The organism is Roseibium marinum (genome assembly GCF_002906165.1).
GTDB classification, from domain to species: domain Bacteria; phylum Pseudomonadota; class Alphaproteobacteria; order Rhizobiales; family Stappiaceae; genus Roseibium; species Roseibium marinum.
On record NZ_PPCN01000003.1, the window covers coordinates 219,603 to 245,111 of the forward strand.

The 25,509-nt window shown below is 58.8% G+C and carries 18 protein-coding genes and 2 tRNA genes; 17 read left to right on the plus strand and 3 right to left on the minus strand.

Annotation, left to right across the window (positions count from 1 at the left end; all coding sequences use genetic code 11):
• Window positions 1–228: 228 nt before the first annotated feature.
• Entirely contained in the window at window positions 229–1,704 is a 1,476-nt protein-coding gene (locus CLV41_RS10135; RefSeq protein WP_103222204.1) for an ATP-binding protein, read from the plus strand.
• A 410-nt stretch (window positions 1,705–2,114) separates the two neighbouring features.
• Here CLV41_RS10135 and CLV41_RS10140 read toward each other — a convergent pair whose 3' ends face one another.
• Window positions 2,115–2,420 carry a hypothetical protein gene (locus CLV41_RS10140; RefSeq protein WP_103222205.1) on the minus strand — a complete coding sequence of 102 codons (306 nt, stop codon included), beginning with the start codon at window positions 2,418–2,420 and terminating at the stop codon, window positions 2,115–2,117.
• Window positions 2,421–2,689: 269 nt separating this feature from the next.
• Between CLV41_RS10140 and hmgA the strand changes: the two genes are divergently transcribed.
• The 7 genes from hmgA (at window position 2,690) to CLV41_RS10180 (ending at window position 12,796) form a co-directional block, all read left to right on the plus strand.
• Window positions 2,690–4,060 (plus strand): homogentisate 1,2-dioxygenase, encoded by a 1,371-nt coding sequence (hmgA, locus tag CLV41_RS10145; RefSeq protein ID WP_103222206.1) that lies wholly within the window; start codon window positions 2,690–2,692, stop codon window positions 4,058–4,060.
• A 55-nt stretch (window positions 4,061–4,115) separates the two neighbouring features.
• Window positions 4,116–5,144, plus strand: a complete 1,029-nt coding sequence (locus tag CLV41_RS10150; RefSeq protein WP_103222207.1) for a fumarylacetoacetate hydrolase family protein — start codon at window positions 4,116–4,118, stop codon at window positions 5,142–5,144.
• Between the two features lie 183 nt (window positions 5,145–5,327).
• Window positions 5,328–6,278, plus strand: a complete 951-nt coding sequence (locus tag CLV41_RS10155) for an MBL fold metallo-hydrolase (protein ID WP_103222208.1) — start codon at window positions 5,328–5,330, stop codon at window positions 6,276–6,278.
• 214 nt (window positions 6,279–6,492) lie between these two features.
• Window positions 6,493–8,109, plus strand: a complete 1,617-nt coding sequence (locus CLV41_RS10165) for an FAD-dependent oxidoreductase (RefSeq protein ID WP_103222209.1) — start codon at window positions 6,493–6,495, stop codon at window positions 8,107–8,109.
• A complete protein-coding gene (locus tag CLV41_RS10170; RefSeq protein ID WP_103222210.1) occupies window positions 8,109–8,312 on the plus strand; it encodes a DUF2783 domain-containing protein in 204 nt (67 codons plus the stop codon). The genes CLV41_RS10165 and CLV41_RS10170 overlap by 1 nt, the downstream gene beginning before the upstream one ends.
• Before the next feature lie 159 nt (window positions 8,313–8,471).
• Window positions 8,472–9,650, plus strand: coding sequence for an efflux RND transporter periplasmic adaptor subunit (locus CLV41_RS10175; RefSeq protein WP_103222211.1), 1,179 nt, complete (start codon window positions 8,472–8,474; stop codon window positions 9,648–9,650).
• 17 nt (window positions 9,651–9,667) lie between these two features.
• Complete coding sequence (locus CLV41_RS10180; RefSeq protein ID WP_103222212.1) at window positions 9,668–12,796, plus strand: efflux RND transporter permease subunit; 3,129 nt, start codon at window positions 9,668–9,670, stop codon at window positions 12,794–12,796.
• Window positions 12,797–12,940: 144 nt separating this feature from the next.
• On the opposite strand, the gene CLV41_RS10185 is transcribed toward CLV41_RS10180, so the two are convergent.
• Window positions 12,941–13,017: transfer RNA gene (locus CLV41_RS10185), tRNA-Pro, on the minus strand.
• A 500-nt stretch (window positions 13,018–13,517) separates the two neighbouring features.
• Here CLV41_RS10185 and CLV41_RS10190 point away from each other — a divergent pair.
• The 5 genes from CLV41_RS10190 to CLV41_RS10210 all read left to right on the plus strand — a co-directional run bounded on the left by CLV41_RS10190 (window position 13,518) and on the right by CLV41_RS10210 (window position 18,001).
• Window positions 13,518–13,592, plus strand: a tRNA-Gln gene (locus CLV41_RS10190).
• A 275-nt stretch (window positions 13,593–13,867) separates the two neighbouring features.
• On the plus strand, window positions 13,868–14,662 hold the full coding sequence (locus CLV41_RS10195; RefSeq protein ID WP_103222213.1) for a hypothetical protein: 795 nt from the start codon (window positions 13,868–13,870) through the stop codon (window positions 14,660–14,662).
• A gap of 208 nt (window positions 14,663–14,870) precedes the next feature.
• Entirely contained in the window at window positions 14,871–15,995 is a 1,125-nt protein-coding gene (locus tag CLV41_RS10200; RefSeq protein ID WP_103222214.1) for a hypothetical protein, read from the plus strand.
• A gap of 536 nt (window positions 15,996–16,531) precedes the next feature.
• Window positions 16,532–17,179, plus strand: a complete 648-nt coding sequence (locus CLV41_RS10205; RefSeq protein ID WP_103222215.1) for a LysE family translocator — start codon at window positions 16,532–16,534, stop codon at window positions 17,177–17,179.
• Window positions 17,180–17,563: 384 nt separating this feature from the next.
• Complete coding sequence (locus CLV41_RS10210; RefSeq protein ID WP_103222368.1) at window positions 17,564–18,001, plus strand: VOC family protein; 438 nt, start codon at window positions 17,564–17,566, stop codon at window positions 17,999–18,001.
• 871 nt (window positions 18,002–18,872) lie between these two features.
• Here the strand turns inward: CLV41_RS10210 and CLV41_RS10215 are convergent.
• On the minus strand, window positions 18,873–20,054 hold the full coding sequence (locus tag CLV41_RS10215) for a TCR/Tet family MFS transporter (protein ID WP_103222216.1): 1,182 nt from the start codon (window positions 20,052–20,054) through the stop codon (window positions 18,873–18,875).
• Between the two features lie 842 nt (window positions 20,055–20,896).
• Between CLV41_RS10215 and CLV41_RS28290 the strand changes: the two genes are divergently transcribed.
• The 4 genes from CLV41_RS28290 to CLV41_RS10235 all read left to right on the plus strand — a co-directional run bounded on the left by CLV41_RS28290 (window position 20,897) and on the right by CLV41_RS10235 (window position 25,393).
• Window positions 20,897–21,031 (plus strand): hypothetical protein, encoded by a 135-nt coding sequence (locus CLV41_RS28290; RefSeq protein WP_268952640.1) that lies wholly within the window; start codon window positions 20,897–20,899, stop codon window positions 21,029–21,031.
• Window positions 21,032–21,062: 31 nt separating this feature from the next.
• Window positions 21,063–21,989 carry an alpha/beta fold hydrolase gene (locus CLV41_RS10225; RefSeq protein ID WP_103222218.1) on the plus strand — a complete coding sequence of 309 codons (927 nt, stop codon included), beginning with the start codon at window positions 21,063–21,065 and terminating at the stop codon, window positions 21,987–21,989.
• 283 nt (window positions 21,990–22,272) lie between these two features.
• On the plus strand, window positions 22,273–24,999 hold the full coding sequence (locus CLV41_RS10230; protein ID WP_103222219.1) for a CHASE domain-containing protein: 2,727 nt from the start codon (window positions 22,273–22,275) through the stop codon (window positions 24,997–24,999).
• Window positions 24,992–25,393 (plus strand): response regulator, encoded by a 402-nt coding sequence (locus CLV41_RS10235; protein WP_103222220.1) that lies wholly within the window; start codon window positions 24,992–24,994, stop codon window positions 25,391–25,393. The genes CLV41_RS10230 and CLV41_RS10235 overlap by 8 nt, the downstream gene beginning before the upstream one ends.
• The last annotated feature ends 116 nt before the right edge of the window (window positions 25,394–25,509 follow it).

Here is a 25,509-nt window from a genome sequence, read left to right on the forward strand (position 1 = left end):
TTTTTTCAGAAATGGTGCTCCGGGCCGGGAAATGAAGTGAAAAGCTCTGAATTTGCCGTGAGAGAAGGGGATGGCTTTGCCGACAGATCGGTGGATTTCCGGGAAAACCCGGATATGCGGTGTCCGCAGCTTTGCATGAGGCGAGGAATCATGCTGACTACCGCACTGCACGAATTCACATGACGGAGTTTTCTCCGCACGGCGCAAGGTCGTGCCAGAAGTGGTTGCATGACGGTACAGATTGACATTGGAGAATTGACAAGCGGCGCGCGGGCCGGGCTCGACCTGGAAGAGCTGCTGGCCACGCGGCTACTGGTTCAGGGCAATTCAGGCTCGGGCAAATCGCACCTGTTGCGGCGTCTTCTGGAGCAGTCCGCCAACTGGGTGCAACAGGCGATCATTGACCCGGAAGGCGATTTCGTCTCGCTGGCCGACAAGTTCGGCCATGTGGTGGTCGATGCCGTCGGCACGGAAAAAGACCTGCAGATGATCGCCGCCAGGGTCCGCCAGCACCGGGTCTCGGTTGTGCTGAATCTGGAAGGGCTCGACGCCGACCGGCAGATGAAAGCCGCCGCCACGTTCCTGGACGGGCTTTTCGATGCCGACCGGGACCTGTGGTATCCGATGGTCGTGGTTGTGGACGAGGCACAGCTTTTTGCCCCCTCCGCTGCCGGCGAAGTGACCGAGGAAGCCCGGAGGCGTTCGCTCGGTGCCATGACCAACCTGATGTGCCGTGGCCGCAAACGCGGTCTTGCCGGCATTATCGCCACGCAGCGTCTGGCGAAACTTGCCAAGAACGTCGCCGCCGAAGCGTCGAACTTCCTGATGGGCCGCACTTTCCTGGATATCGACATGGCCCGCGCGGCGGACCTGCTCGGTATGGAGCGCCGTCAGGCGGAAAGCTTCCGCAATCTGGACCGCGGTCATTTCATTGCTCTTGGACCGGCGCTCTCGCGGCGGCCGGTGCCGGTCAAGATCGGACCCGTCGAGACGACGGGCCGGGGCGGCAGTCCGAAGCTGATGCCCTTGCCGGAGCAGCCGAAGCAGGATGCGATGGATCTGATCTTCACCCCTTCGGCGGACGAGGTGCAACCGGTCCGCCAGCGTTTCGCCGAGCCCGTCATGTCGACGGGCGAGATCCTAGACCAGCTTTCCAGCGCGCAGCGGGCGGGGGAAGAGGCGGAGCCGCAGGCTGAAAGCCTTCTGGATTTCGGCGAGCGGGAAGAAAAGGTCGCCGGCATCATCGCCGAAATCCTCAGCGAGGAGGATGCCGCCTTCCAGCCGATCGCAACGCTCTATCAGGATTTCCAGGTCCGTTGCCGGATCGCCAAGCTGCCCGGCGGTGCGCCCGATCTTCAGGCCTTCCGTGAAAAGCTCTCGGTTGCCCGCGCGGGCGTCGAAAAGGGTGAGATGGATGACAGTGCCTGGGCGCAGGCCGAGCTGATCGCCGCCGAACTGCCGCAGGACATGCGCGGCGTCTACCTGCTGCTTGCCAAGGCGGCTCTCGGCAAGACGGCTTGTCCCGGCAATCTGGAAATCGCCACCGCTTACGGCACACGCTCTCCGGGCCGGGCCCGCTGGCTGCTGAGTCATATGGAAGAGCGCGGCTTTCTCGTCTGCGCCACGGACCTGCGCGGCAACCGCATCGTGACCCTCACGGACCTCGGCTGGCAGACCGCGCCGGGCGATGAGGCGGCGGCATAAAGAGTTTCTCCTTGCCGGTCACCTCGGATAAGAGCAACCGAGCTGCGAACTGATCCGCTGTATGTCCGCGCGTGCCCGGCCATGCCGGAACAGATATACGGCAGGCACACGGGAGCCCGCAAAGATGCTCAACGCACACTCTCGCTCATCCTGAGGAAGCGCGTCAGCGCTGTCTCGAAGGATGGGCCGCTTGCTCCGGAGTAGGCCGCCCATCCTTCGAGACGGACCTGTCGGTCCTCCTCAGGATGAGGTTTTGATGAGATGACGTGGCGGATTGTTTACGAAATGTGCTTACCAGGCGCGCGGGGAATCCATGGAATCCGGATCAGCGTTCGGCTTCGCCTAACTTGTCCGGAAGGACGGTGAGGCCGGCCGGCAATCTCCGAGCCGATTGCAAAGGATGTCTTTGCTTAAATCGCCGGCCGCATCCGCCGAGCGTGCATCACCACGTTCGCCGGCCTGGATGTCAAAAGATAGTCGAGCTGCGACAATTCCAGTGTCAGGCTGTCGATCGTGCGGGTCAGGACGGTTTCAAGATAGCTGCCCGCCGGGGACCGGTCGCGGATGTCGATGGCACGGTCGCGCGCCTTGCGCAGGTATTGCGTCATGGTGCGCACGTCTTCCGGCGTGACATCCGTCTCCCGCGCCTCCGGTGAGGGGGAGGATGAAGACAGCGCAACAGAAGACTGTTCGAGGGTGGGGTCGGCCAGCCGCATCGGAAACCTCAAATGTTCATGTTATGTTCTATTGTTTAGCAGGTCGTTCCGTTTGTGGCAAGCCGGATTCCTCTTTCAGAGAAAACTTGGGCCCAAAAAGACATCAGGTTACTCTCCTAAACAGAAGGTGTAGTAAAAAACATGATATTTATCAATGTATTAGATCAAAGATCCGTCCGCGGCAGGTCGGAACGCAGGAACCGCCTTGACGTTCAAAAGGCAAAAAGTTACATCTGTAACTAATTATTTCTCCGGACCGGGAGGACATCATGGACCAGAGAACGGACAGCAGTCCGGACCAGGCGAAAAGCGGCCGCATCGCGCCGGATCCCGGCTATATGCCGGGCTTCGGCAACGACTTCGAGACCGAGGCCCTGCCGGGCGCGCTTCCCCAGGGCATGAACAGCCCGCAGAAATGCGCCTATGGACTTTATGGCGAACAGCTTTCCGGCACCGCCTTCACCGCGCCTTCCCACCAGAACGAGCGCACCTGGTGTTACCGCATCCGCCCGTCGGTCAGGCACACCAGCCGGTTCAAAAAGATCGAGCTGCCCTTTTGGAAGTCCGCTCCGAACATCTGCGAAGATGTGATTTCGCTCGGCCAGTACCGCTGGGACCCGGTTCCGCATCCGGACAGGGACCTGACCTGGCTCACCGGCATGCACACCATGACGACGGCGGGCGACGTGAATACCCAGGTCGGCATGGCCAGCCATATCTATCTGGTCACCAGGTCCATGGAGGATGAATATTTCTTCTCCGCCGACAGCGAGCTTCTGGTCGTGCCGCAGGAAGGTGTCCTGCGGTTTTGCACCGAACTCGGCGTTATCGAGCTGGAACCCAAGGAAATCGCAATTCTGCCGCGCGGACTGGTCTACAGGGTCGAGGTGGTCGAGGGCCCGGCCCGCGGTTTTGTCTGCGAAAACTACGGCCAGAAATTCGAGCTGCCGGGCAGGGGGCCGATAGGCGCCAACTGCATGGCAAACCGCCGCGACTTCAAGACCCCGGTCGCTCATTTCGAGGACCGCGAGGTGCCGTCCACGCTGACCGTGAAATGGTGCGGCCGGTTCCACGAGACGAAGATCGGCCACTCGCCGCTGGATGTGGTCGCCTGGCACGGCAATTACGCGCCCTGCAAGTATGACCTTCGCACCTACTGCCCGGTCGGCGCGGTCCTGTTCGATCATCCCGATCCGTCGATCTTCACGGTGCTGACCGCCCCCTCCGGCGTTCCGGGAACCGCCAATATCGACTTCGTGCTCTTCCGCGAGCGCTGGATGGTTGCGGAAAATACCTTCCGTCCGCCCTGGTATCACAAGAACATCATGTCGGAACTGATGGGCAACATCTACGGACAGTATGACGCCAAGCCGCAGGGCTTCGTGCCCGGCGGCATGAGCCTGCACAACATGATGCTGCCGCACGGTCCCGACAAGAATGCCTTTGAAGGCGCGTCCAATGCGGACCTGAAGGCGGAAAAGCTCGACAATACGATGTCCTTCATGTTCGAAACCCGGTTTCCGCAGCAACTGACCGAGTTCGCCGCCAAGGAAGCGCCCCTGCAGGACGACTACATTGACTGCTGGAACACGCTGGAGAAAAAATTCGACGGCACCCCGGAGGGAACCTGGGAGAAATGAGGCACAGTGGGCAGGCGGAAGTCGAACGCCGCATGCAAGGGAGCGAAGAGCGATCATGAAACTGGCAACGCTCAAGGACGGCAGCCGTGACGGCAGGCTGGTGGTGGTCAATGACCGGCTGACCTTTTGCACGGATGCGAGCCATATCGCGCCGACATTGCAGACCGCGCTGGACGACTGGGACGAGGTGGCGCCGAAACTGAAACTGCTTTGCGAAAGTCTCTCCCACGAAGCGGTGCCGACAATCCGCTTTCACGAGCACGAGGCTCTCTCTCCACTGCCGCGCGCCTACCAGTGGGCGGACGGCTCGGCCTATGTCAATCACGTTGAACTGGTGCGCAAGGCGCGCGGCGCCAAGATGCCCGAGAGCTTCTGGACCGATCCCTTGATGTATCAGGGCGGGTCCGACACGTTCCTCGCGCCGCGCGACCCGGTCCGGATGCGCAACGAGGCCTGGGGCATCGACATGGAGGGCGAGATCGCCGTCATCACCGGCGACGTGCCGATGGGCACAGGCCCGGCAAAGGCCCGCGAGGCCATCCTGCTTGTCCTGCTGGTCAATGACGTCTCCCTGCGCGGACTGATCCCGGCCGAGCTGTCCAAGGGGTTCGGCTTCTTCCAGTCCAAGCCGTCCTCCGCCTTCTCACCGGTCGCCGTGACGCCGGATGAACTCGGCGATGCCTGGAAGGGTGGCAAGCTGCATCTGCCGCTGCATGTCGACCTCAACGGCGCGCCTTTCGGACGGGCGAATGCCGGCATCGACATGACTTTCGATTTCGGCGAGCTGATCGCCCATGCCGCCAGAACGCGGAGCCTCTCCGCAGGCACCATCATCGGCTCCGGCACGGTTTCCAATAAGCTCGACGGCGGCCCCGGAAAACCGCTGGACCAGGGCGGCGCGGGCTATTCCTGCATTGCCGAGCAGCGGGTCGTGGAAACCCTCCTGGAGGGCGAGGCGAGAACCCCGTTTCTGAAATTCGGCGATACGGTGCGCATCGAGATGCTGGACGGCAACGGCCATTCGATTTTCGGAGCGATCGAGCAGACGGTTGAAAAACTTGAGGCGGTGGACCCCCACCCCTAACCCCTCCCCACAAGGGGGAGGGGGACTGACCTCGTTTCAGGTGAGACCCAGAAAACCAGTATTATATTTTCAAGAAAAAACCTCACTGCCGGCAGGCTCTGCGTGATCCCCCTCCCCCTTGTGAGGAGGGGTTAGGGGTGGGGGTACCACACAGAAGTCTTGTGACAGGCTCTAGGAGAACTGATGACCAAAAAATTCGCATCCGCCGGAGATATGACCGAGAAGGAAATCTCTTTCACGGAAATCGGCCGGGATCTGTGGGCTTTCACCGCCGAGGGCGATCCGAATTCCGGGGTCATCATCGGCGACGACAGCGTGATGATCATCGAGGCGCAGGCAACGCCGCGCCTTGCCAGCAAGGTGATCGAAAAGGTGCGCTCGGTTACCGACAAGCCGATCACCCATCTGGCGCTGACCCACTATCACGCCGTGCGCGTGCTCGGGGCTTCTGCGTACGGCGCGCAAACCGTCATCATGAGTGAAAAGGCCCGTTCCATGGTCGCCGAGCGCGGCCAGGAGGACTGGGACAGCGAGTTCGCCCGCTTCCCGCGCCTCTTTCAGGGGCACGAGAGCATTCCGGGCCTGACCTGGCCGACGACCACCTTCACCGACCGCATGAGCGTCTATCTCGGCAAGCGCCGCATCGACCTGATGTTTCTCGGCCGGGCCCATACCGCCGGCGACATGGTGGTCTACGTTCCCGACGCCAATGTGATGTTCACCGGCGACATCGTCGAATATCACTCGGCCTGCTATTGCGGCGACGGTCACTTCCACGACTGGCCGGGCACCGTGGAGCGCATCCGCAATTTCAATCTCGACGCCATCGCCCCCGGTCGTGGCGATGCGCTCATCGGTCCGGACATGGTCAACGCGGCGCTCGATTCCACCCGGGATTTCGTCCGTTCGACCTATCTGCCGGTCGCCCGTGTCGCCCTGCGCGGCGGCTCCCTGAAGGAAGGTTGGGACGCCTGCCGGGAGGCCTGCGATCCGAAATTCTCCGACTATGCGATCTACGAACACTGCCTGCCGTTCAACGTCGCCCGCGCCTATGACGAAGCGCTCGACATCGACACGCCGCGCATCTGGACGGCGGAACGTGATGCGAACATGTGGGCGGATCTGCAAGGCTAACCGATGAGCATGGTGCCGGGCCACGACCCGCGCGAACGACGGGCTGTGCCCTGCTGCACCAGCTTCGGCCACGGGTCCGTTCACGCGGTCAGGTTCACGCCATGCTTTCGGGCACCAGTGTCGGGCCGCCGCAACTGGACGAGTTCTTTCTGAAATTCGAACGCCATCCGGCGGCCGAAAGATATCTGTGACGCGGGAGCCGGGAGGAGAGCCTGTGACCAAATTGTTTGAAGCGCCGCTGTATCCATACAAGCGCTGCGCCGACCAGGACGCCGGCAAGCCGGCACGTCATCCGGTCATCATCGTCGGCGCGGGGCCGGTCGGTCTGGCCATGGCAATCGATCTTGCCCAGGCGGACATTCCGGTTGTCGTTCTGGACGACAACGACAAGGTGAGCTCCGGCTCGCGCGCGATCTGCTTTTCCAAACGGACGCTGGAAATCCTCGACCGTCTCGGCTGTGCTGACGAGTTGGTCCGCAAGGGCGTCGTCTGGAACGTCGGCAAGGTGTTCTTCGGCGACCGGCAGGTCTACGAGTTCAACCTGCTGCCCGAGGAAGGCCACAAACATCCGGCTTTCATCAATCTGCAGCAGTATTATTGCGAGCTCTACCTGGTCGAGCGCATCCGGGCGCTGCAGGTGGCGGGCAAACCTGTGGAACTGAGGGGCGGCAACAAGGTCGTCGGTCTCGACCGCAAGGTGGACCATACGGCCCTGACCGTGCGCACCGTGGACGGCGACTACGATCTGGAAGCCGACTGGCTGATTGCCTGCGACGGGGCCGGATCGCCCACCCGCAAGATGCTCGGGCTGGAGTTCGAGGGGCGCGTTTTCGAGGACAATTTCCTCATCGCCGATGTGGTCATGAAAGCGGATTTTCCGACCGAACGCTGGTTCTGGTTCGATCCGCCCTTCAATCCGGATCAGTCGGCCCTGTTGCACAAACAGCCGGACGGGGTCTGGCGGATCGATCTTCAACTCGGCTGGCATGTCGACAGGGACGAGGAAAAGAAACCGGAAAATGTCATTCCGCGGCTTAAAGAAATGCTTGGCGAGGGCGTCGAGTTCGACCTGGAATGGGTGTCGGTCTATTCCTTCCAGTGCTGCCGGATGGAGAAATTCCGCCATGGCCGGGTGATCTTCGCCGGCGACAGTGCCCATCAGGTCTCGCCCTTCGGTGCGCGCGGCGCCAATTCCGGCTTTCAGGATATCGACAATCTCGGCTGGAAGCTGAAGCTGGCTCTTTCCGGCAACGCACCGGAAGCATTGATTGAATCATATGATTTCGAACGCGAGACGGCGGCGGACGAGAATATTCTCCAGAGCAGCCGCTCGACGGATTTCATTACACCGAAATCGGAGATCAGCCGGATCTTCCGCGACGCGGTTCTGGATCTCTCCGAGCGTCATGCTTTCGCCCGGCCGATGGTGAACTCCGGCCGTCTTTCCGTACCCTGCACATATGACGGCTCGCCGTTGAACGGCCCTGATGCGCAAGGCCTGCCCGCCCGCACCCGTCCCGGCAGCCCGCCGGTGGATGCCCCGGCCGGCCGGTCGTGGCTGCTGGAGGGAGCCGGTGGCGACTTCACGCTTTTGGGGCTTGGCATCGAGGTGCCCGCGCGATCGGAGCTTCTCGGAGTACCGCTGAAGGGTCTGACTATTCAGCACGAGGACATCGGGCCGGAGCTGAGGGCGCGCTATCTGGGGGAAGCGGAAGAGGCGGTCTACCTGATTCGCCCGGACCAGCATGTCGCGGCCCGCTGGCGGAGCCTCGACTGGACGGCCATAACAGCGGCGCTGTCGATTGCGCTCGGCAAGGGAGGGGAGATCTGATGACGGATATCATCACCAGTCCTAATCTGAAGGAGCCGGACACCTTTTACGCCGATCTTCTGACGGCGCATGAAGGGCTGAGCAAGGCTGAAAGCGATGCCTATAATGCCCGCCTTATCCTGCTGATGGCCAACCAGATCGGCGATCATGCTGTGTTGAGGAAACTGCTGGACGAAGCGCGCATGATGTCCACCGGGGCGTGAAAATCCCCAGCCTTGGACAGGTAAACCGGTTGGTGTTGCCGCGCCTACATTTTGCGACACAATTTCGATTGTTGGAACGGGGGACATGGCGTAGATAATTTTCACGGGGGATATGTAAAAATACACAGCATGGATTGCTGAAGCTGAGGGGATTTGTGAGTGTCGGTTTGGAAACAGTTCTTGCTGACCCTGCTCGTGATCGGCATCGCGGCGGTGATCTGGGTTCGCTACTATCCGGGCGCCGGGGCGCAATTGTCAGCTCTCGGCATTGACTGGCTGTCCTTCGCGGTGGCCGAGGTCGCGCCGGACGGCGACGGGCAGCCAAGACGCGGACGGGGCGCACCGCAGGGCGCGGTCGTCGTCACGCCTGTGGTGGAAGTCACCATCAACGATCGTCTTTCCGCCATCGGCACCAGCATCGCCCTGCAGTCCGTTGCCCTCACACCCTATACCAGCGGCCGGATGACCGAAGTTCTGGTCAAGTCCGGGGCGGCCGTAAAGCCGGGGGACGTGATCGCCCGGCTCGATTCCGATGCCGAAGAAATCGCCGTCGAGCGCGCGGCCAATGCGCTCAAGGACGCGGAAGCGCGGCTCCAGCGCATGCAGGCGCTGCTCAGAACCAACACGGCGACCGCCGTTCAGGTCACCGATGCGGACCTTGAGGTGGAGAACGCGCGGCTGCAGCTTCAGGAAGCCCAACTGGCCCTGTCGCGGCGCTCGGTCGAAACCCCGATCGGCGGGGTCGTCGGCATTCTGCCCATTACCGCAGGCAACTACGTTTCCTCGCAGACCGTTATCGCCACCATCGATGACCGCAGCGAAATCCTGGTCGATTTCTGGGTTCCCGAACGCTACGCCTCCGCGATCCTGGTCGGCTCGCCGCTGACCGCGACCTCCGTGGCGCGCCCGGGTGAAACCTTCTCCGGCGTGATCAGCGCCGTCGACAACCGGATCGACATCGACAGCAGAACGCTCCAGGTGCGGGCGCGCATTCCCAACAGGGCCGACAAGCTGCGGGCAGGCATGTCGTTTCAGGTGGCCATGACATTTCCCGGCGACGAATACCCGGCGGTCGATCCGCTTGCCGTGCAATGGGGATCGGACGGTGCCTTCGTCTGGACAGTGCGCGAGGGCAAGGGTGCGCGCGTGCCCGTCAACATCATCCAGCGCAACACGGACAGCGTGCTGGTCGATGCACCGCTCACGCCCGCCGACGAGGTCGTGACCGAGGGCATTCACCTCGTTCGCCAGGGCGCGGAGCTGGCCATCGCCGGCCGCAAGCAGGCCCCGTCAGCGGATGAGCCTCCCGGACCGGCCTCGACCGAAAGCGGTTCGTAAAGGATTGTGAGAACGCGATGAAGATGGATCGTCTCAAGGACCTCGGTTTCACCGGCCTGTTCGTCCGGCGTCCCGTTCTGGCATTCGTGATCAACATGCTGATCGTGGTGGCCGGTGTCGCCGCGATCTTCGGTGTCGAGGTGCGCGAGCTGCCCGATGTGGACCGGCCGGTCATCACCGTCAGCACCGAATATCCCGCCGCCGCCGCCGAAACCATCGACCGCGAGGTCACGGGTGTCATCGAGGGCGCCGTCGCGCGCGTATCCGGCGTCAAGTCGATCTCTTCCTCGTCGTCCTTCGGCCGCAGCCGCGTGACCGTCGAATTCGCGGACAATGTCGATCTCGACGTCGCCGCCTCCGATATGCGCGATGCGCTGGGCCGCATCGTCAACGACTTGCCGGAAGACGCCGAACCCTCGCGGATCATCAAGGCGGACGCCAACGCGCAGCCGGTGGTGCGGCTCGGCCTGATCTCCGACAGCATGACGGTCGAGGACATGACCGTTCTGGTCGAGGATGAGATCGCCGACACGCTCGCCGCCGTTCCCGGCGTCGCCGATGTCCAGGTCTATGGCGACCGCAGCAAGATCTTCCGCATCGATATCGACCAGGCCAAGATGGCCAGCCTTCACCTGACGATTGCCGATGTGGCCAATGCCCTGTCGTCGATGGCTTTCGACACGCCGGCCGGATCCCTGACCAGCCAGAACCAGGACCTGATCGTGCGCGCCACCGCCGCGATCGATACGCCGGAGGCGTTCGAGAACATCATCGTCAACCGGCGCGCCCGGCTTCGGGATTTCGTCACCGTGACGCTCGGGCCGGATCTCGGCCAGACCCAGCTGCGCGCCAACGGCAAGTCCGGCATCGGCCTCGGTGTCATCCGCTCCGCCCAGTCGAACACGCTGGAGATATCGGAAGGCGTGCGCGCCACCGTGGAGCGCATCCAGGAGAACCTGCCGGCGGGGACTTCAATCGAGGTGACCAGCGACGACGCCACCTTCATCAACGGCGCCATTCACGAGGTCGAGATCGCCCTGGCCATCGCCGTCAGCATTGTCCTGCTGATCATCTATATTTTCCTGTGGGACTGGCGCGCGACGCTCATTCCCGGTGTCTCCCTGCCGGTGGCCCTGATCGGCACGCTGGCGGCAATCTATCTGGCCGGTTTCTCCATCAACATCCTGACCCTGCTGGCGCTGGTGCTGGCCACCGGGCTGGTTGTCGACGACGCTATCGTGGTGCTTGAAAACATCGTACGCCGGCGCAACGAGGGCATCGGCCCGCGCGCGGCCGCCGTTCTTGGAACGGAAGAGGTGTTCTTCGCCGTTCTGGCGACCACCGCCACGCTGATCGCCGTCTTCGTGCCCCTGTCGTTCCTGCCGGGCCAGACCGGCGGCCTGTTCCGCGAATTCGGCTTCGTGCTCGCCATCGCCGTGTTCCTGTCGTCCATCGTCGCCCTGTCGCTGTGTCCGATGCTTGCCTCGCGTATCCTGAAGGCCCATTCCGGTGAGCGGAAGGAAGGTCACAGCGGTCCCGTAGGTGCTTTCGGGCGTTTCCTGGGCGGGCTTTACGGACGCTGTCTGAAAGCCTGCCTCGACGCGCCGCTCGTGGTCGTGGTGGTGTCCGTCCTCTTCGCCGCTTCGGCGGGAGCCCTGTTCGGAACGATCAAGTCGGAACTGACGCCGACCGAGGACCGCTCCATGGCTTTCCTGCGCATTTCGGCCCCGCAAGGGGTCAGTCTCGATTATCTGTCCCTGCAGATGCGGCAGATCGAAAATCTGCTGCAGCCCTATCGCGACAGTGGCGAAATCATCAGCACCTTCTCCATTGCCGGAACAGGCGGTTCCAAGAACAGCGGCTTCATGGTGATGCGGCTGGCGTCCTGGGAGGACCGGACCCGCTCGCAGCAGCAGATCCTGTCGGAAGTCAATGCCCTGGTCCGCGATGTTCCGGGCGTGCGCGCCTTCGCCTTCCAGCCCAACAGCCTCGGCATCCGGGGCGCGGGATCGGGTCTTCAGTTCGCCGTCGCCGGCAGCGACTACGCCCAGCTCGGCGCGGCCGCGGACCGCATCATAGCGGCGATGGAAGAGGACCCGCGCTTCCGTCAGGTGCGCCTGTCGACGGAAGCCACCCAGCCGCAGCTGTCGGTCTCCATCGACCGGGAACGCGCCTCCGATCTCGGCATCGACATCAACGGCCTCGGCTCGGCCATGCAGGCGATGCTCGACGGACGCAAGATCGGCCAGGTGTTCATCAACGATCAGGCCTTCGACGTGAAATTCGTCTCGACGACCAATCCGGTCAACGACCCGACGGATATGGAAAACATCTTCATCAGGACCGGCGACGGCCGCTTCGTTCCGGTCTCCACCATCGCCACGCTGACCGAAAAGGCCGTGCCGCCGTCGCTGGCCCGCGAGCAGCAGCTGCGCTCCGTCGCCATCACCTCCGCCCTTGCGCCCGGGGTCGCCCTTGGCGAGGCCTATGGCGCGGCGCAGCGGATCGCCGACCCGCTTCTGCCGCCCGGCGCCCGCATCATCCCGCTTGCCGAAACCGCGACGCTGGGCGAGCAGTCCTCCAGCATGGCGCGCACCTTCGGTTTCGCCATCGTCATCATCCTGCTGGTTCTGGCCGCCCAGTTCGAAAGCTTCATCAGCGCCATCATCATCATGGCGACCGTGCCGTTGGGTCTTGCCTGCGCGGTGTTCGCCATGCTGCTGACCGGCACGACGCTGAATGTCTATTCGCAGATCGGCCTTGTGCTTCTGGTGGGCATCATGGCCAAGAACGGCATTCTGATCGTCGAATTCGCCAACCAGTTGCGCGACCGCGGCCAGAGCGTGCGCGAGGCGATCGAGAACGCCGCCAACATTCGCCTGCGGCCGGTAATGATGACCATGATCTGCACGATCGTCGGCGGTGTGCCGCTGATCATGGCCAGCGGCGCCGGCGCGGAGGCGCGTATCGCGCTCGGCTATGTCATCGTCGGCGGCCTGGGTCTTGCGACCGCCTCCACCCTGTTCCTGACCCCGGTCGCCTATCTCCTCCTCGGCCGCTTCATCGTCCCCGCCGCCCAGGAGGAGGAACGCCTCCACAAGGAGATCGACGCCGCGAGATCGATCGGCCAGGTGCCGGGCGAGTAAGACGCCCCTTCACGGATTTGTGGGGGGCTGCGCCTCGGAGAGCTCGCGGGCTTCCGGACGGGGCGCGGTCGCCTGACCTGACATCTCGATCCGTCACGGACCCGTGTCATCAGGTGCGAACTCTTCGCTAAATCTTTGAAAAAATGGTCGGAGTGAGAGGATTCGAACCTCCGACCCCCTCGTCCCGAACGAGGTGCGCTACCAGGCTGCGCTACACTCCGACATGATACTGGGCTTCACTAAGCAGGCCCACCGGGAACAGCGGGCAAGGCCACGCTGCGTGGAGGCTCATTTAGCAAAGCTGACCTCTCCCCGCAAGAGCTTTGCTTCGGCGCTGCCGCTTTTTTTGAAAAGCTTGAAAAACCGCAAGGAATTAGGCTGATCCGGCGCGTATTTTTTCATATCGCGAGGCCGGTCGGGCCGCTGGCCGGAAGCTGGCGTCGTTTCCTGTCGACGCGTCTTCCCGCGCGGGCCGCGCGCGGCGCTGTCTCCCGGCGTGGCAGGCCCCCCGGTCCTCTCGTGCTGCCCGTACCGGCTCCCCGAGCGTCCGGCCGGTTCTGTCTCCGGCCCCGTTCTGAAGAGGCGCCCGGTGTAGCGCCTCGCCGCGTCCCGAAAGCCCTGAAAATCCGTCTGGGGAAAACCGTGCCTGGGGGGAGGGGCAACGGCCGCGGGAAGGCTTGCGCTCGCCAGACGACATCGCTATACAGCTTTCCCACGGCGTTGGGGTGTAGCCAAGCGGTAAGGCACCGGTTTTTGGTACCGGCATGCGAAGGTTCGAATCCTTCCACCCCAGCCAGTTTTCCTTTTTCCGATAAAAACGATTGATCCACTTGTAGCGTGCGAAACGCGCATAATATGCAATATGAAACGCCGAGACTGAACGGGACCAGGAAATGTAACCTGAAGTGCGTACAGAAAACTCGAGGATATTCAGTTCGGTATGAAGGCTGTAGCCAGATTCGCGGAGGTGGTTCGATAATCGGAGGCGCTACCGGTCTGGCAATTGGTCTCAGAACAAGACTTTTACGGCGTTCCGAGTGAACGCAGGCAAATCGGGGGGAAATAACTGGGATGGCGGAAATCGAGTTTTCGGAAGCCGAACGTCAGCATGCGCTGGTTCTCATCATACACAACGAAAAACCGCTCGATGCATCCGAGATTGCCAATGTTCTTCGCGATCTCAATACGGACTACAAGCGGCTGACTGGAAGTCGCCTCGTTCTGGCCCGTTTCGAAACCGGCTCGTCCGGCTTCTTGATCTACGACTATCTCATCCTGGCGGGTCGCGCTGCGTCTGCTGTTACCGGTATTGCTACGGCTACCGGTCATATGTCCAAATTTGCTGCGTGGTTGAGATCTCTGTTCAAAGGGACACAGGCGGCTAAGGAAGTTCAGCAAGCGGCGTCTGCAGAAACGCCAATTTCAGCCAAAACGGTTGAGCGTCTGGCCAAGCTTGCGATCAAACACGGTGTTGGATTTGAGTTCAGCCATGATGCCGCTGCGCGGAAAACTGCCTTCCGGGTAACGCCTTCAGAGGCGATCGATGCTCGGAAACGGATGGAGGAAAGACAGCGTTTGCATTCCGGCCAGGAGCGGATTGATTATTTAAGTTCTCCTCATTCTGGCGTTGAAGTTGAAGCCTTTGCCCAAAGAGTGATTTCTGACGCGTCGTCTGGACGTTCCTTCGACCAAATCGAAAACCTGGTTGAGGCATTTGTTGAATTCATGAAGGCGAACGGCAATTCCTACCAACTTCCTCAGCTCGCGATGTCGTTTGCGATGCAAGGCAGATCGGAGATTGCGGACATCGTAAGACGCCACATTAACAACGGACCTGACACTATCAGCCAAAACTGGAAAGACTAGTTGCAGCCTTGCGCGCCGCTTGTAGCGGACCGGGCCGGAGAGCCTAGATTTGCATAATTTGGAATATGAAACGTCGAGATTGAACGGCTGCCGATAATGTAACCTAAAGGGCGTCCAGAAAACTCGGAGAGCTATTCACTCTGCGAGTCGGCTGTGTTGATGAGCCGTAGGCGGAAGATTTTGGCAGTATAATAGGGACGTCTTGGTTATGCCTAAAACAGCTTTCTCATCCCATTTCAGACGAGAACTTGATCCAGAGCAGCTCTTAGTGCTGATAGAGGTTGATTCGATTGATGCCATCTCGTCCGAGCAACGAGATTGGATCCGAAAAGATGTGGTGTGTTCTTCTTGCGGCGCTGCAGGGGCCCAGATTGTAAGAGAAGCCAAATCACGTTCGACTACAAAGGCGCTACGCCAGCCTCATTTCAGGTTCATAAGTCTGACCGGGCAAGACGCTCACCACGCATTCTGCGAATTTAGCAATGAAACGACTATGCGGTCGAACGATAGCTTGATCGATTTTGCGACTGAACGAAGCGCGGAGACACGCTATGTTCGTGCATTAGTCTGCAAGGGTATTGAAATCGGAATATTCGATCAGGGCTCGATCCGCGCCATGCGCCAATGGTTCTTCGAGTTGAAACTCAAAACGCGTATTCGCGTGACCACAACGCCAGACGCTATCGATTGGATGGAGAGTCTGTGGCGACATCCATCATACCATCGTTGGCCGTTCCAGCCGGTCCATGCAGAGATGCCCAATTTCAAATGGAAAGAAGCTGCAAAGTATCAGTTTACAGAAGACCATCTTGATCTGTTGCAGTGGTTACGTGAGAGAAAAAAAAGAGTGGGCTCCCTTGAGAACTCATATGGTCGGGCAAAAAAGCTTTTGGATAAGTATTTCGGGCAAGAGGTATTTGATACATCTGTGCTGCAACCTTACTACGATAAATCCGTGCAGTTGGCCTTCTTCTTTGCTTCAAACTCAGACTTTCCCAAGAAGGTGCGTCCTTGGAAATACCGATTGAGTGGAGTGCCGGTTTCCTTGCTTGCCCTTTGCGCATTGCTGCTCTTCATATCGGACTGGAATATGGACGATGCTGTAGGGCGCTTCGCAAGTATGATCACAGCGCCAAACGCGAACGATGAAACACTAGGAAATGTAATAGGTCTTAACCCATTCCATGACTATGCTGCTTGGGAAACAATTTTTATTGCATCAGAACTTGCTGCTCGTAGCACATCCAACCTCGACTACGCTGCAGTTTTGGATGCAATTGAGTTGCGCCTGCGCAAGGAGCATCGACGCTGGCGTGAAACCATGTCCCAATGACTGGCCCTGGGCACAGAGCATCAGTCTGCGGCTCTTGTCCGTTCCAGGGGCTTGCCAGCCATGCGACTACTCCAAGATCATTGGTGAAATTCGTCCCGGCTCTGAACCGGTCGTTCAACCTAGGTTGAAAGTTGCTACCTTGGCATGAGACGACTTCGAGGCCTATCACCGTTCCACCGCAGACTTCTGCGGATTTTCACAAGGTAGCAACTCGTCGCCAAAATCCAGAAAAAGTTGCTACCTTGAAATTGCGCGGCAACTGATTTCATTGCGCTTTTTCAGATGGCGCAATCCGTCCGCCTTGGGGCGTCAGAGTTTTCCGCCAAGTGAAGTTGCGCACCCGGTTTTGTCCAATCCCGCCTGCACTGGCAGAAAACCGCCAAAAATCACTCGTTCCCACTTAATCCCGGAAAAGCCTTCAGTGCCAAGTGTTCTTGCGCGTTACACAAAGGTCTGGTTTGAGCCCTTCTTGCAAAGTTTCTGCTCTGCAGCCAAAGTCCACTTACCGGAAATCGCCCTGACGCTGAGGTAGCCCAGTGATACTCGATCCCACGTTGACCACTGCTTACATTCTACTTGCAACGGCCCTTGCGATTGCCCCCGGACCTGATGTGCTCTTCGTTGTCGCCAATGGAATGCAACATCGAGTGAAGGGAGCTATCGCGTCAGCTCTTGGAATTGGCGCTGGATCAGTGCTTCACGCATTGGCAGCTGCTTTGGGCATCTCTGCAATTGTCGCAGCGTCACCTACAGCCTTTGAAATACTAAGATATGCAGGGGCAGCGTATCTCGCTTACCTTGGTGTTCAGGCGTTCAAATCGTGGTGGAATCACTCAAACAATCTTGATCCTAATCAAGCTGTTGTAGAAGTTTCTGTTTGGAATGTTTTCCGGCGCGGCTTGGTTACAAACATCCTGAATCCAAAAGTGGTCGTGTTTTACTTGGCACTTTTGCCGCAGTTCATAAATGTTGAGCTTGGCAATATCGGTCTCCAAATTTTCCTTCTGGGGTGTATTCACAACGTCATTGGTATCACGTTCCTTATTTGCATTGGCCTCGCCGCTGGAAAGGCTTCAGGTTGGCTGGCCCGAACGAGTTTCGGAAAGTGGATGGACGGGATCGCAGGGGTATTCTTCCTCGGGCTCGCCGTTCGGCTTTTGGTATCTGGCAAGCCAGAACAGTAGCTTTTAAGACCACCCGACTGAACTTAGCGGACTTTCAACTCAATGGGTCCGACGGCTGCTATGTCCGCATAGCTGCCAGTCCCGAGAAGAAGGTCGACAGTCCGCTTTGGAGCATTTTGACCAGTGACGGCGGTTTTTGGCCATCCGCCATTCGGCATCCGCGCCCTGGAAAGGCCACGAGCCCGGCATGCGGCCGTCAGGGGCGGGATTCGCATAACATGCAACATGAAATGTTCTCAAAAACTCGATCGCTGCCGTTCGTTTCATATGCGGTAGAAGTCCGGTTTGAGCCCTATTGACCGATGCCGCACTTCATATGAAGGTCGGCTTTGCTAGCGGTTGGCCTATGCGCCAACTCCGTCGAACCAGATAAGGGCACCGGTTTTGAAGTTGTTGCATGTAAGTCTGACTGCACGCGATGCAGACGCACTCTCGGCCTTCTACAAAAGGGCTTTTGGGTTCGTTGAAAGAAGACCGCCAAAACGACTGTCTGGGGAAATCGTCTCGCGTGGTAACGGTCTTCCAAACTCCGACATCTATGCAATCTGGTTAAACTTGCCTGACGTTCAGGGGCCGTTTCTGGAGATATTGGCTTACAGCAAGACCTTGGAACGACCTAAGCCTGCGGTCAACGAAACCGGATATGCACATCTCGCGTTCGAGGTAGATGACTTATACGATTCTATCAGCACGGTGGTGCAGTCGGGTGGAAGTCTGCAAGGGGAAGTCACAAACTTCGGCACGCAGGATCAGCCCCACTTGATCGTCTATGTCCGCGATCCGGAAGGCAACATTTTAGAGCTGGAACAACCGGCAGGCTAATAAAAGCGGCCATCCGCCTAAAAACCACGAACGGCAACTTCGTCCGCATAGCTGCCAGTCCCGAGAAGAATGTCGACAGTCCGCTTTGGAGCATCTTGACCGGTGACGGCGGTTGTTGGCCATCCGCCATTCGGCATCCGCGCCCCGGAAAGGCCACGAGCCCGGCATGCGGCCGTCAGGGGCCGGATTCGCATAACGTATGATATGGAAACTCTGGTCGAGGGCAGGGCGGAATTCGGTGGCACTTGACGAACGTTTGAAGCGCTCCGAAACGCCCCTTCAACCGATCTTGAAAGTTGCTACCTTGGCATGAGGTGAATTCGGGACCTGTCACCGTTCCACCGCAGACTTCTGCGGACTTTTACGAGGTAGCAACTCGCCGCCAAATTCCGGAAAAAGTTGCTACCTTGAAATTGCGCGGCAATTGAATTCATTGCGCTTGTTCAGATGGCGCATTTCGCCTTCCCGCAAATCGCCGTATTTTCTGCCAAGTGAAGTTGCGCGATCGTTTTCGCTTGGTTTCGGCCGAAGTGGCAGAAAATCGCCAAAAATCGCTCGATCCCACTTAATCCCGGAAAAGCTCAAACTGCCAACTGAAGTTGCGCGTTACAGCAGGGTTGGTTGCACCCGTTTGATCGAAGTGCGGCACTTGTTGGCTTGGAGCCCATTTTACCAATTGCAGCGATTTGACGAACCGCCGCTTTGCATGAAAGGGTCTCAAATCGAGCAGCTATTCCAGGCAGTTTCGAGTTCATTGCGACATTCAAGGCCACTACGACATTCAAGGATCGTGTGCATGTGGCACGGTCATTTGCCACGCTTTTGGGAAAGAGGAACGATTGGATTACCGAGGGCGCGACCTGCCTTGACGCTAACGCACCTTCCTTTCCGGTTGCAGTAGCAAGACCAGAGGCAGGCTAAGCGCGTAGACGGCAACCACCGTCAGCCAAATCGCGCCCGGCCATTGTGCCTGAACACTGAAATAGGCGCTCGAGAACCCGACCGGGGCCGTGATCGAGGCGAGGCTGACCACAGAGGCCAGAACGCCCTGGAATTGCCCCTGAAGGGCATCCTCCACCTGCCGCGTCGCCAGTGATTGCAGCGCAGGCACACCAATTCCGCCGAGTGCAAAAAGCGGGAGGATCGCAAATATGATCCAGCCCTGATTGGCCAAGGCCATCATGGTCAGTGCAGTGCAGGCACAGGCGATCCCGGCCACAATCGCACCTCGCTCTCCCAGCAGCCTGACCGCCGGGCCGGGAAGGAACGCCTGGGCCAAAGCCTGACAGCCCCCGAATGTGCCCAGCGACAGACCGATCATCAACCCGCCCCACTGGAAGGTATCGCTGCCCCATAGCGCCCAACAAATCGCATAGGCCTCACCTGTTGCACTGAACAGGAAGAAGAGGAGCAAGATTGGCAGGACATGCGTCATCTTGGCAGCCCACCTCAGCGGTCGCAGCGGGTTGAGGGTGGCAAGGCCGACCTTCTCGCCATTGGGTTTGCGCGATTCCGGCAGCATGAAAAATGCCAACGCGAGATTGCCGCCGTTCAGAGCCGCCGCCACGATGAATGGCAGGCGCAGCCAGTGGTCGCCCAACACGCCGCCCAGCACGGGCCCTATGATGAAGCCAGCGCCGAACATTGCACTGAACAGGCCAAAGCGGCGGGCGCGCTGACCCTCGGCTGAAATATCGGTGATATAGGCCATCGCGACCGAAACATTGGCGCCGGTCAGTCCCGCTATGGCGCGGCCCAGAAACAGCAGCCAAAGGCTTGGCGCGAAGGCCAGACACATGTAGTTGATCGCCGCCCCGCCGAGTGAGATCAACAGGACGGGCCGTCGCCCAAGACGGTCGCTTAGCGCGCCCAGTACCGGGGCAAAGACGAATTGCATCCCGGCATAAAGCGCGATCATGGCACCGATATAGGGGGCCACGTTTTCGGATTGTGTGACCTCGCGCAACAGCGAGGGCAAGATTGGGAAAATCAGGCCTATGCCTACAGCATCAAGCATGATCGTGGTGAAAATGATAACGAGCGGTTTGTTCATACGCGTTCCGATCAACGCAAAGCACCTGCGCTGAACCGGCGCACAGGTCTTGCGATCTAGCCCGACTGGTACCGGGTGATTTCAGGGAGACGCTGACCGAGCAACGCTAAAGTATGCGCGCTGGCGTGTATTCGACCTTCTTTCCTGTCCGTCTGAATTCTCGACAGGGAAGCCGTCGCTTTTCGCGATGGATGTGGCTTATGCCAAATACCGCTTTGCAGCAAGGTCAGATTTGGCGAGCAAGCTCATCGTCCGGCATACGAGCTAATGACTGCTTTGTCCGCATACCGGGCGCGCGCCTGAATATTTTTGAATGGCAGCAACCAGGCTAAACGCTTCCGGTTCGAGTGCCCACCTCAAAGGCTCATGTTCTCTTTGCCAGATGAAGTTGCGCGGTCATTCTTTAAACTCTCGGCCTAATTGGCAGGAAACCACCAAAAATTGCGAAAACCCACTTGTTCCCGGAAATACGCTGAGTTCCAAGTGTTCTTGCGCGTTACACAACTGTGAAGCGCTATTGGTCCGACTGCCGACTGATTTTCTGCAGCGATCAAAGCAGGGTTCGGCTCGCGATTTTTGACCGTCCTCCAACGCCGAGTGATTTCCTGAACCGAATGGTCGTGACCAAGCCCGCGCATGAGTTCGGCTATCGATTGCCTATCCCCAGAGCCCCCCGGGACGTAATTGAAATTGCTCGGGCAAGCGTCTTCTTCCTTTTGGCATTGACCTCCGGATCGTTCGTGAAATCCGTCCTGTTGTCACTGGCGAAAAAGGCCACGATTTCTGCCGGACAGAACGGTCACAGGTGAGGAAGCAGCGGGCGGAGCAAGGCTGACGGGAATTTGAAATCGACGGATTTGAATATCCGGCGAACCAGCCGCCGTGATATTCTGTTCCTCTCCGAAGAAGCGGCGTTCGTCGCCGGGCGGACACTGTCCGCCGACGGCGATACGTCAATCGGCAAGGTGCTTTTCTGAAGTTCCCGCAACCAACCCGAAAGTCAGTCCCATGCGGTTGATCCTTTCTGCTGTTCTGTCGTTTCTGGCGCTTTCCGCTGTTTCCAAGCCGGCGCCGGCTGTCACGCCCTATTCCGCCACATTCCATGAGGAAAAGGTGGGAACCAACGGCACGGTTCTTCATGTTCGCGCCGGCGGCACAGGACCCGCTGTCGTGCTGCTGCACGGTTTCGCCGATACCGGCGACATGTGGCAACCGCTTGCCGAGATCCTCGTCAGGGATCACACCGTCATCGTCCCGGATCTTCGGGGCATGGGCCTGTCCGCTCACCCGGAGACCGGCTATGAGAAGATCAATCAGGCGAAGGATATCGCCGGTGTGATGGACCATTTCGGGGCAAGCGATGCCGTCCTCGTCACCCACGACATCGGCAATATGGTCGGTTACGCGCTGGCGGCACAGTATCGTGACCGGATCACCCGTTGGGTGGTCATCGATGCGCCCTTGCCCGGAATCGGCAACTGGAATGCGGTGTTGCTCAATCCGCGGACCTGGCATTTCAACTTTCGGGGACCCGACGTCGAAAGGCTGGTCGCGGGTCGGGAGCGCATCCTCCTCGACCGATTCTACAACGACCTGTCAGCGACACCGTCAGCCATCGATGAGGAGACGCGTGAACATTATGCGGCGCTCTATGCGTTGCCGCACGCAATGCACAACGCCCTTGGCGGACAGTTCGCCGCATTCGCCCAGGATGCCCGGGACAACCAGGCCCTGTTGGCCAAAGACGGAAAGCTTTCCATTCCGGTTCTGGCGATTGGGGGCGATCATTCGTTTGGAGCGGGAATGGCGAGCGAACTCTCGTTTGTCGCCACTTCGGTACAGGGAGCCGTGATCCCCGATGCAGGTCACTGGATCATGGAAGAACAGCCACAGGCCGCGATCGACCTTATCGCACCGTTCATCATGCTGAAGTGACCGGAGGCATCACGTCGTAAAGCCGTGTGTACCCACAATTCGGGATAGAATGTGCCCACCATACAGTTACTGTCAAAGCTGGTTGTGCCAAAGCTCGTTGGAGGTGCGGCACTGCCAGCCAGATAGTATTTATGATGATATATACAGCACTGCCTTAATTGCGGATGTTATTACTAAGGAGATAACATAAATTTCAGCGTATAGATTGTATAAATATTTTGCAGATACGTTTAGAAGGCGAAAAATAAAAATAATGCAGTAAGTGGTAGAAAGAAATCTTCTTATGATTTTAAGTATATTGCGAATTTTCGCAATAGCCATCGTCTATGCTGCGCTTGGAAAGTTTGGGTTGCAGCTTGCCATCCCGCCTGGCTACGCAACCGTGATTTGGCCGCCTTCCGGAATTGCCGTGGCCGTTATATTGGCCTACGGCCACAGGGTATGGCCCGGTATCTTTATTGGATCCTTTCTCACCAATTTCAGCCTGGACACTGAAGCGGGATCTCTTCGCGATGTTTTGCAGACCGCGGCAGTCCCTGCCGGTATTGCCGTAGGGGCGGTTCTTCAAGCGGTGGCAAGTTCCGTCCTCGTGCATAAATTTGCAGGATATCCAAACCGCCTCGAAACGGAAAAACAGGCATTTTCGTTTTTCTTCTGGGCGGGACCTGTCGCATGCCTGATCAATTCGACCATCGGGACGTCGATTCTCTACGCCGCCGGCAAAGTCTCGATCACGGACTATCTGACAAATCTGGGGACCTGGTGGGCAGGCGATACGATCGGCGTGTTTATTTTCGCACCTTTGTCTCTGGTCTGGATCCTGGGCTTTTCGGCAGACTGGAAACCAAGGCGCATGATGGTGACGGTGCCGATCCTGGTATCGTTCATGCTGACTGTCATATTGACTGTGGCCGGAACGAATTTTGATCGTGAGCGCCTGCAGTTGAATTTTGCCCGGCAAGCCGCGTCACTTCCTCCCGCGCTTGAACGCACGCTTGAGCAACATATCAACGTGCTCGATTCCCTTGCCGGCCTGCGCGTTGCGTCGCCAGACCTGGACAGGCAGATTTTCAAGGCGTTTTCCGACCGTTCGTTCAGATCATTCGAAGGCATTCAGGCGCTGTCCTGGAATCCGGTGATCTATCCGCAGGATCTTGCGGAATTCGAGCAGCAGACGCGAGACGAAGGCTTTGAGGAATTTGCCGTCGTCCAGCGGGACGCCACCGGCAAACTGGTGCCCGTTTCCGATCGTCAGGACTACATCGCTGTGCATTTTATCGAGCCGTATGACATCAACAAGGGCGCACACGGGTTCGACGTCGGGTCGAACGCGACCCGCAGACAGGCATTCGAAAAGGCCAGGGACACCGGACAGCCGGTCGCGACCAGCAGAATTACACTCGTGCAGGAAAGGGGCGAACAGTTTGGCGTGCTCGTCTTCATGCCCGTTTACAAGCAGGGAACCGCCCCCGAAACCATTGAGGAACGCAGACAGTATATTGACGGCTATATGGTCGGTGTTCTCAGAGGTGACGACATTGTAAATGCCGCGCTTGATGACATCGCGAGGGAGCAGTTCACTTTCCGTCTGTTTGACGACAGCGCCCGTCCCGACGAACAGTTCCTCTTTCAGAGCCGGCGCGCCGACGACGGTGTCGGAGGTCTCGACGAAACGGGCGTTTTCGGTGGCGCGACACAGTTCACTGTCACAACGCTCATTGACTTTGCCGGCCGCCATTGGCGCTTCGAAATCAACCCGACCCCGGAATTCCTTGCTCAGAATCGCTCGGCGAATTCCTGGATCATCTTGTTGGGCGGCGTTTTGATAACCGGATTTATTGCCTCGTTCTTCCTGCTTGTCAGTGGCAGAAGCGAAATGCTTCGGGCAATGGTCATGGAAAAGACCAGGAGTCTCTCGATCAGCGAGCACAGATTGGCTCAGGCACAACGTATTGCCTCCCTTGGCAATTGGGAACTGGACATTGAAACCGGCGTGTTCTGGTGGTCCGATGAAGTCAATCGCATCCTGAATACGAAGCCCGACAAAGCCTCGAAGACCGTAGACCTGTTCCTTGCCTTCATTCATCCCGACGACCGGTCGCTGATCAGCTCTGAAATGACCAGGCTGCTGAACAATCGAGGCGCCTTGAACATCGACTGCCGCCTCCTGCTGTCCGATGGTGCAGAGAAGGTCGTGCAGCTTCAGGCGGAAGTCGCCTGCGAGGAAGGAGAACGTCCAACCCGCGTTATCGGCACCCTTCAGGACGTTAGTGAGCGCAAGAAACTCGATCGCATGAAGGATGAATTCATTTCAACCGTCAGCCATGAATTGCGCACGCCTCTCACGTCAATTCAGGGGTCTCTGGGTTTGCTTATGGCCAAGGCCGGCGCCAATGTTGACGAGAAAAGCCAAAAGCTTCTTCAGCTTTCCTATGACAATTGTCAGCGCCTGTCTCGTCTCGTCAACGATATACTCGACATCGAAAAGATCGCCGCCGGCAAGATGGAATACCGGCTGGAGACCGTCGAAATTTGCCGTCTTGTCAGCGATGTTGTCGAGAGACAGCAGTCCTTCGCTGAAAAATATGGTGTCGAATTCGAACAGCAATTCGACGTGCCGGAAGTCCATGTGAAACTCGACCAGGACAGGTTCAACCAGGCGCTGGTCAATCTGTTGTCAAACGCGGCCAAGTTTTCCGATGAAGGCGACAAGGTTGAAATCCGCGTGTCCCTGAATTCCGCTGGCGAGGCGTCAATTTCGGTGCGCGATCACGGTCAGGGTATCCCCGAGGCCTTCCGCAGCAAGGTGTTCGAAAAGTTTGCTCAGGCGGATGGGTCCGAAACCCGCATGAAAGGCGGCAGCGGGCTTGGATTGAACATTACCAAGAAAATCATCGAAGCATTTAATGGTACAGTGGAATTCGAGAGCGAAGAAGGCGTGGGGTCGATCTTCACCTTTACTCTGCCTGTCTGCCTGCCTGATGAGAAGGCTAGCGTGAACAATGCCTGAGAAGTTGACAAGGATCTTGTTCGTCGAAGACGACGAGTCGATCGCTCAAGTCGTCATGATGACCCTTGAGGATCTCGGTGGCTTCAACGCTAAACATTGCGACAGCGGCTCAAAAGCGCTTGAGACGGTCATCGAGTTCGCTCCGCAGCTCATTTTGATGGACGTTATGATGCCAAAAATGAGCGGCCCGGAAACCTTGGAACATCTTCGCAAGATGCCCGGAGCGAAGGATATCCCGGTCGTCTTCATGACAGCCAAGGCTCAAATTCATGAGCAAGAGGCCTATATGAAGCTTGGCGCAGCAGGCATCATCGTAAAGCCTTTCGATCCAATGACGCTGTCTGCGGAGATAACCTCACTATGGGACCGGTTTAATACCGACATCGACAGGTAAGACCAATCGTAGTTGACAGGAACCTGTCTGACCGCATTTGCAGACTGTTCTGCCGCCCCGGCAGGCGGGACGTTTCGAATTGGCTCCAGCAAGCGCCACCTGTCCACTTCACATTC